The sequence below is a fragment of the Streptomyces sp. 15-116A genome (genome assembly GCF_025290915.1).
GTDB lineage: Bacteria > Actinomycetota > Actinomycetes > Streptomycetales > Streptomycetaceae > Streptomyces.
The window spans coordinates 1-8,102 of the sequence record NZ_JAOCQE010000273.1; the positions used below are offsets into that span (position 1 = coordinate 1).

Consider the following 8,102-nt stretch of genomic DNA (forward strand, 5'->3'; position numbering starts at 1 on the left):
CGCGGAGGGCAGGGCTGCCGGCGACGCCGGGCAGTCGGGCACGGCCGCCGGAACCGAGCAGTCGGCTTCGGACGCCGCCGGGGCGCCTGACACGGCCTCCGCTGCCGCCGACGACGCGGAGTCTGAGGCAGGCTCCGCCGCGGCCGGCGCGAACGCCGTGACGGACGCGACGGACGCGGACCGCACCGACGCGGGGGACGCACCGGACGCGGACCGCGCCCCCTCCGACGCCGGAGACCGACCGGGCGTCAGCGCCCCGGTGAGTGACAGCAACCAGGCCGACGAGCGCACCTGCGCGGCAGGTGACGCGGACCCGGTTGCCGACGACGCCGAGGACACCACCGGCCAGGACGCCCCCGAAGCACCAGAGGCGGACAGCACCGGCAGCGGGCGTGCCATGACCCGGGGCCGGGACGGCGACAGCGCCTCCACGGGCGACGCATCCGGGGCGCGCTCCGCCACGGGCGGTTCCGGGTCCCGGGACGGGCAGTCCGCTGCCGGTGACGGCGAGCACCTTGCCGCCGACGCCGACGCCGACGCCGACGCGGACGCGGACGCGACCTCCGGTGTGGGTGCGGCGGACGCGACCGGCGCCGAGGCCCAGACCGACGCCGCCGACGCGGACACGGCCACCGGAGCCGAAGCAGACGCCACCGGTGACGACGAGGGCGCGCGAGAGCGGCGTGGACAGGCAACCCACGCCTCCGACGCGGCGACAGCCGAGGGCACCGACGCGAACACCGGCCCCGAGACGGACCCCAGCGGCGACGACAAGGGCAAGCCGGGGCGGCGGGGGCAGGAGACCCACGCCTCCGAGGCGGCGCCGGCCCGTGACGCCGACGACGCGCCCGAAGCAGAACCCACCGGTGACGACCAGCGCTCGCGCGCGTCCGGTGTCGCCAAGGACCGTGCTGACGGGCCGGGAGCGGGCGGCAGCCCCTCGTCGGGCGCCGGCCAGGGAAGTGATGGCGAGAGCACCCGTCAGGATGGCTCCGGTGGGGAGCCCAAGCGGCAGGTTGATCAGCCCACCGCCGTGTTCAAGACCGTGCGGTCCGGGCCTGCGTTGGATCAGGCGACGACCATGCTCCGGGTCGAGCGGGCCGGTGAGCGGGACAAGGCGGGCCAAGGAGAATCCGAGGCCGAGCGGACCAGTAAGTTCGTCGCGCTCAAAGAGGTGGACGATCCCGCGGTTCGTAAGCCGCCGCCGCCCGCCGCGGACGCGACCACCGCGCTTCCCCAGATCGGGCCCGAGCGGACCGCGCAGCAGCCGCTGCCGCCGAAGCCGCCGCTGGATCTGCTCGCCGAGCTGACCAACACCCCGCCGCCGCCGGACACCCCGCTGCGGACGGCCGTGCGGCGGGTGAAGATCTGGACGCCGCTGGTGCTGCTGCTGGTGATCGTCTTCGCGGTCGTACAGAACATGCGCCCGCTCCCGGAGCCCACCCTCGACCTCACCGCCGAGGAGAACTACACCTTCGAGGGCGGCAAGCCCACCATCCCCTGGCCCGAGAACGGACAGGCCGCGCTCGACGTCCAGGGCATCGGCACCTTCGGCTCCTCCGGCGAGCAGAAGCCCGTACCGATCGCCAGTGTCGCCAAGGTGATGACCGCGTATCTGATCCTGCGCGACCACCCGCTCAAGAGCGGCGCCGAGGGTCCGATGATCAAGATCGACAAGACCGCGGAGGAGCAGTCCGACGCGGGGCAGGAGTCCACCGTGAAGGTGACCGCCGGTGACGAGATCTCCCAGCGCGAGGCGATCGAGAGCATCCTCATCGCGTCCGCGAACAACGTCGCCCGGCTGCTCGCCCGCTGGGACGCCGGTTCCGAGAAGGCGTTCGTGGAGAAGATGAACGAGGCCGCCAAGGACCTCGGCATGACCAACACGACGTACACCGACCCCTCGGGCCTGAACGACACCACCGTCAGCACCGCCGTGGACCAGGTGAAGCTCGCCAAGGCCGCGATGAAGCAGCCCGCGTTCCGCGAGGTCGCCGCGATGATGTCGTACGACGACTACAAGGGCGTCAACCACTCCAACTGGAACCAGCTGGTCGGCAAGAACGACGTCGTCGGCATCAAGACCGGCACGACCACCTCGGCGCTGGGCAACCTCGTCTTCGCGGCGAAGAAGGACGTGGACGGCGAGATGCGCACCATCGTCGGCGCGGTCGTCCGCCAGCCCGCGGGCGGTGTGGACAACACCATCCTCAGCGCCGCGCTGACCGCGGGCGACCAGCTGATCCGGGCCGCCCAGGACGCGCTGGAGTCGGCGACGATCCTCAAGAAGGGCACGGTCGTCGGGTACGCGGACGACGGGCTCGGCGGGCGTACGCCCGTCGTCGTGGCCGAGGACGTGAAGGCCGTCGGCTGGGCGGGGCTGAAGGTGAAGCTGACGTTCGCGGCGGACGAGGTGCCGCACCGGGCGAAGGCCGGCACCGAGGTGGGCAGCCTCACCGTCGGGGACGGCACGAGCAGCGCGGTGAAGGTCCCGGTGACCCTGCAGAAGGACCTCGTGGAGCCCGGCTTCACGGACAAGCTGACGCGCATCGCCTGAGCCCCGTCTTTCCGGCCGTCGCCCGTCCCGGGTGACGGCCGGAACGTTCTGCTAGCGTCACGAAACGGGCAAGGTCGCCGGTCACCGGCCGCAGTGGGGAACGGACGCGGACGGGACGCGGCAGCAAACGGAAGACGGGACACGGGGAGTGCCTTCAGGTGGCCACAGCGGAGCCGACACGCGCCGACGGCGCCGATCCGGGCACGGAACGACGACCGGGGCAGGGGCCTGCGCCGGGGTCGGGCGACCCGCGAATAGGCCGGGGTCGGACAACGCCTGAGAAGCAGCCCGCACCCGCGTCCGGCACGGCGTCCCGCACCTCCCGCCCCCGGGCCGCCCTTCTCGCCGTCCGGGCCCGGATGCTGCGGCACCCCGTGCTGTCCGTCACCGGGCTCGCCGGTGTGCTGCACATCGTCTGGTTCTTCACGTTCGCCAACAGCGGCGGGGACCTCGCGGCGCAGGACGCCTGGGCGGAGTTCGTCGGGCGGCACCCGGACTCGGCGTACAACCTGGCCTGGTACGGCGGGATGCACCCGGTGTCGTACAGCGTGGTGTCGCCGTATCTGATGTCGCTGCTCGGTGTGCGGACCACCATGATGATCGCGGGGACCGTCTCGGCGGGGCTGCTGACGCTGGTGCTGATGCGCAGCCGGGCCGTGCGCAATCCCCTGTGGGCGGCGCTGGCCGGGGTGTTCGCGCTGCTGTGCAACGCCGCCTCGGGGCGGGTGACGTTCGGCCTGGGCATGATGTTCGCGCTCGGCGCGGTCGCCGTCGTGTTCTGCTGGCCGTACCGGTGGCGGTACAAGCGCTGGGCGAAGGCGCTGTGCGCGGCCCCGCTGGCGGCGCTCGCGACGATGGGCTCGCCGGTGGCGGGGCTGTTCGTGGGTCTGGTGGCGGTGGCGCTGTTCCTGCAGAAGCGGCGGCCGGGGGCGTGGGCGCTGGGGCTCGCGCCGAGTGCGGTGGTGGCGGTGTCGGCGTGGCTGTTCCCGTTCTCGGGGACGCAGCCGATGGGCATCGGCTCGGTGATCCTGCCGGTGGTGTACTCGGTCCTGGTGTACGTGCTCGTGCCGCGGGAGTGGCGGACGGTCCGGCTGACGGCGGCGGTGTACGGGCTCGGGGTCGTGCTGGTGTGGCTGATCAGCTCGCAGATCGGGTCCAACATCACCCGGCTGGCGATGCTGTTCGCGGGGGTGGTGCTGGTGGCCGCGCTGCCGTTCACGGTGCCGAAGTCCCGCAAGTGGTACACGATCGTCGTCGCGTTCGTCGGCTTCGTCGGGTGGATCGGCTTCAAGTCGGTCGACGACGTCGTGCACACGACGCCGGCCGCGTCCTGGGCGCGTGAGCTGGCGCCGCTGGTGAACGAGTTGCAGGAGGTCGGCGCCGAGCGGGGCCGGGTGGAGGTCGTCCCGGCCCGCTCGCACCGCGAGGCGTCCGCGCTCGCGCCGTACGTCAATCTGGCCCGCGGCTGGAACCGCCAGGCCGACATGGAACGCAACCCCCTCTTCTACGACGACACCCTCAACTCGGCGAACTACCACGAGTGGCTCAAGCGCTGGGCCGTGCACTTCGTCGTGCTGCCGAAGGACGAGCCGGACGGCGACGGCGGTCAGCGCGAGCGGCAGCTGGTGCAGCGGGGTCTGCCGTATCTGAAGCAGATCTGGGGCGACGCCAACTGGCAGCTGTTCGAGGTGACCGAGCCGACGCCGCTCGCGGAGCCGAACGCGGTCGTGGAGCGGGCCGCGCAGGGCGAGATGACGATGCGGGTGGAGAAGGCCGGGCGGATCCTGGTGCGCATCCCGTACTCGCCGTGGCTGAGCATCGTCGACGCCGAGGGCAACAAGCTGAAGCCGCCGCAGGAGACGGAGGCGTCGCAGAACCGATCGGAGGACGAGCCGAGGACGTACGAGAACGTCAACGGCTGTCTGATGGAGACGGAGGAGGACGCGAACGGCGACCGCTGGACGGTGCTGCTGGCGCCGGAGCCGGGCACGTACCGGCTGGCCGCGCCGTACACGCTGCCGCGTGGCACGCCCTGTCCGGAGGAGCTCCGGTGAAGCCCCACCCTCATTCACATCTCTGAACGACGATCAGCTCTCAGAACTTCTTTACCTCCTCTTGACCAGACAGGCGCTTGTCGCGCCCACTTTCCCCTACCCAGGATGAGCGAGCCGTTCACCATACGGAACTCGGAAGCCTGGAAGGGGTGACATGAACAGTCTCGACTGGGCGGTGCTCATCGGCTACTTCGCCGTGATGATCATCATCGGTGTCTGGTCGCACAAGCGGGTGGACAACGTCAGCGACTTCTTCACGGCCGGCGGCAAGATGCCGTGGTGGCTCTCCGGCATCTCCCACCACATGTCGGGCTACAGCGCGGTGATGTTCACCGGGTACGCGGGCATCGCCTACACCTACGGCGTGACGTCCTTCGTCACCTGGTCCTTCCCCATCGCCCTCGGCATCGCCATCGGCTCGAAGCTGTTCGCGCCGCGCATCAACCGGCTGCGCGGCCGGCTGCACGTGGCCTCACCGCTGGAGTACCTGAAGAACCGCTACGACCTGAAGACCCAGCAGGCGCTGGCCTGGTCCGGCATGCTGCTGAAGATCGTGGACGTGGGCGCGAAGTGGGCGGCGATCGCCACCCTGCTGTCGGTGTTCACCGGTGTCTCGCTCAACCAGGGCATCCTCATCACCGGCGCGGTCACCGCGGTCTACTGCACCATCGGCGGGCTGTGGGCGGACGCGCTGACCGAGCTGGGCCAGTTCGTCATCCAACTGCTCGCCGGGATCGCGATGTTCGTCGCGGTGGTGGTGGAACTCGGCGACCACGGCGGCTTCCTCGGCGCCTGGGACGAGCCCGAGCTCCAGGGCCACGGGGAACCGCTGGTCGGGCCGTACGGCACGGTCTTCCTGCTGGCGTTCCTGTTCATCAAGCTGTTCGAGTACAACGGCGGCATGCTCAACCAGGCCCAGCGCTACATGGCCACCCCGACGCCCAAGGAGGCGGAGCGCTCGGCGCGGCTGTCGGCGGTGCTGTGGCTGGTCTGGCCGCTGGTGCTGTTCTTCCCGATGTGGATGTCTCCGCTGCTGGTGGAGTCGCAGAAGGCGGACGGCTCCGACTCCTACGCCCTGATGACCGAACAGCTCCTCCCGCACGGCCTGCTGGGCCTGGTCATCGTCGGCTTCTTCTCCCACACCATGGCCATGTGCTCCTCGGACGCCAACGCCATCGCGGCGGTGTTCACGCGGGACGTGGCGCCGGTGCTGTCGGCGAAGGCGCGGCTGTGGGGCGAGCGTTCGGGTCTGATCGCGGCACGTGTGACGACGGTGGTCTTCCTCGGCCTGTCCATGGCGGTGGCCACCCAGGTCAACTCCCCCACGTTCAAGGACATCATCACCGTCGTCATCAAGTGGGTGGCCGGGCTGATGGGCCCGATCGCCATCCCGATGATGCTGGGCCTGCTCCGCCCGTTCCGCCGCTCCGGGCCGACGGCGGCGCTGACCAGCTGGGCGGCGGGTCTGCTGGCGTTCTGGCTGGTCAACTACCCCATCCACTGGGCGGTCGACGGCGGCGTGCCGCTGGAGTACCAGGTCTCCATCCCGCTCGCCGTCTCGCTGATCCTCTACGTCCTGATCGGCTTCGCCAGGCCGGAGGACACCCCGGAGCGGCTGGCGATCATCGAGACCGTCAACACGGACGGCGACAGCGGCTCGGCGGCCGCGGCGGTCCCGGCGGCGGAGGAGGTGCCGGGGGCCGGGCGGACGCCGGTGAAGGACTAGGGTCTGTCGTTTGGATCAGGTCGCAGGGAATCTGCGGTGCCTGATCAGCGCCGGTGAGCGGGGCCTGGTGAGTGCAGCTGCAAGGCGGAGGAGGGAGTCGACGCGGAGCGTCGGCGACCGACGACAACGCGGCAGATGTGCGTGCCAGGCCCCGCGTCTGCGGCGTGATCCAAACGACAGACCCTAGACGCCCCCGCGCAGGCATCTCGTCCGGGCTCAGGCGCCGCGCGGGTAGCGGGCCAGCCAGGCCGGGGAGGAGGCGGCGGGGCTGTGCAGGGCGGGGCCCTGGGTCATCTCCATGGCGAAGTCGTCGGCGAGTTCCAGGATGGTGGGACGGCCCTCCAGCTCGGCCAGCCAGGCCGGGGGGAGGGCCGTCTCGCCGTGCAGGGCGCCGAGGAGACCGCCGGTCAGGGCGCCGGTGACGGCGGAGGGGCCGTCGTGGTTGACGGACAGGCACAGGGCGCGCCGGACGTCCTCGCCGACGAGGGTGCAGTAGACGGCGGCGGCCACCGGGCCCTCCGCGGTGCCGGTGCCGATCAGCTGCGTCACCCGCTCCGGGGTGGGCATGCCCTGCCGTACCGCGCCGAGGGCCTGTTGCAGGGCGTCGCAGACCGGCTGGTGGCCGGGGCGGGCGGCCAGCAGGGCGAGGGTCTGCTGCACGGCGGCGTCCACGCTCTCGCCGCGGGCCAGCGCGTGCACGATCACCGCGTACGCGCCCGCCGCGAGGCACGCGGTCGGGTGGCCGTGGGTCTGGGCCGCGCACTCCACGGCGAGCTGGGCCACCAGTTGCGGCTCCCAGCCGACGAGCAGACCGAACGGCGCGGAACGGGCCGCCGCCTCCGGACCCGCCTCGCCGGGGTTCTTGGGCGCCTGAGGGGTGCCCATCGTCTCGTCGCCGAGGCCCAGCAGCAGCGCGCGGGCCGGGTCCCGGCGGGCGTACAGCCACTCCTCGCGGGCCAGCCAGCCGTCCTCCTTGCGGCGCTCGTCCGGGCCCCAGTCGCGCTGGGTGGTGGCCCAGCGCAGATACGCCCGGTGCAGATCGGTCGGCGGATGCCAGGCGCCGGTGTCGCGGCGCACCTGGGCGCGGATCAGGCCGTCCACGGAGAACAGGGTCAGCTGCGTGTGGTGGGTGACGGCACCGCGGCGGCCGTAGGCGGGGGCCATGTCGACGACGCCCTCCGCGCCGTGCGCCTCCCGGATCGCGGCGATGCCCAGTCCGTCGACGGGCGCGCCCAGCGCGTCGCCGACGGCGACACCGAGGAGCGTCCCGCGCACCCGGCTGCGGAAGTCCTGCTGCTCACGGCGCCCCCACACGGGCCCGGCAGTCGCACCCACCTCGACCTCCCAGGGCACCACGCGTACGGACGATGCGCAGCACTGTAATCGAACGGGAACGGTCGGTTCAGAGGGCGAAACGGTATGCGGAGTGTGGGGTCAGTGGTCGGAAGTGGTCGGGTATGAGCCGTACCGGCTGAATGGCGCGGGGGTTTCTCACGTCTGGGCCGGTTCGTTCTCGTCGAGGTCGCGGCTGATCCTCTCCCGTTGCGTACGCGCCCACGCGTAGGACGGGATCAGGTCCAGGGCGTGGTCCAGGGCGGCCAGGGCCTCGGTGCGGCGGCCGAGGTTGGCGAGGGCCACACCCCGGCTGGCGTGGGCCGACGCGTACGCGGGGTCGAGGGCCAGCGCGCGGTCGTAGGCGGCGAGGGCCTCCTCGTCGCGGCCGGCGTTGCGCAGGGCGTCGCCGTGCTCGCAGTGCGCCCACGGG

General features: G+C 71.9%; 5 protein-coding genes. 3 read left to right on the forward strand and 2 right to left on the reverse strand.

Translation table 11 applies throughout. From position 1 onward, the window contains the following. The 3 genes from N4P33_RS29240 to N4P33_RS29250 all read left to right on the forward strand — a co-directional run. Positions 1-2,557: D-alanyl-D-alanine carboxypeptidase (locus N4P33_RS29240; protein WP_399030318.1), on the forward strand; the 2,557-nt coding region annotated here is incomplete at its 5' end. Positions 2,558-2,715: 158 nt separating this feature from the next. Continuing rightward, the gene (locus tag N4P33_RS29245; RefSeq protein ID WP_260829915.1) at positions 2,716-4,611 is read left to right on the forward strand and encodes an MFS transporter; all 1,896 of its coding nucleotides are present in this window, start codon (positions 2,716-2,718) and stop codon (positions 4,609-4,611) included. A gap of 154 nt (positions 4,612-4,765) precedes the next feature. Continuing rightward, on the forward strand, positions 4,766-6,337 hold the full coding sequence (locus N4P33_RS29250; RefSeq protein WP_260829917.1) for a sodium:solute symporter family protein: 1,572 nt from the start codon (positions 4,766-4,768) through the stop codon (positions 6,335-6,337). A gap of 216 nt (positions 6,338-6,553) precedes the next feature. Here N4P33_RS29250 and N4P33_RS29255 read toward each other — a convergent pair whose 3' ends face one another. Together N4P33_RS29255 and N4P33_RS29265 are read right to left on the reverse strand one after the other, a co-directional pair. Then, the gene (locus tag N4P33_RS29255; protein WP_260829918.1) at positions 6,554-7,672 is read right to left on the reverse strand and encodes an ADP-ribosylglycohydrolase family protein; all 1,119 of its coding nucleotides are present in this window, start codon (positions 7,670-7,672) and stop codon (positions 6,554-6,556) included. Positions 7,673-7,828: 156 nt separating this feature from the next. Next, the coding region (locus tag N4P33_RS29265) for a tetratricopeptide repeat protein (protein WP_313904604.1) at positions 7,829-8,102 on the reverse strand (274 nt) is incomplete at its 5' end.

Bases quoted from the DNA above. Each gene is read 5' to 3' on its own strand.
- N4P33_RS29250 (WP_260829917.1), top strand. From the start codon at position 4,766: ATGAACAGTCTCGACTGGGCGGTGCTCATCGGCTACTTCGCCGTGATG.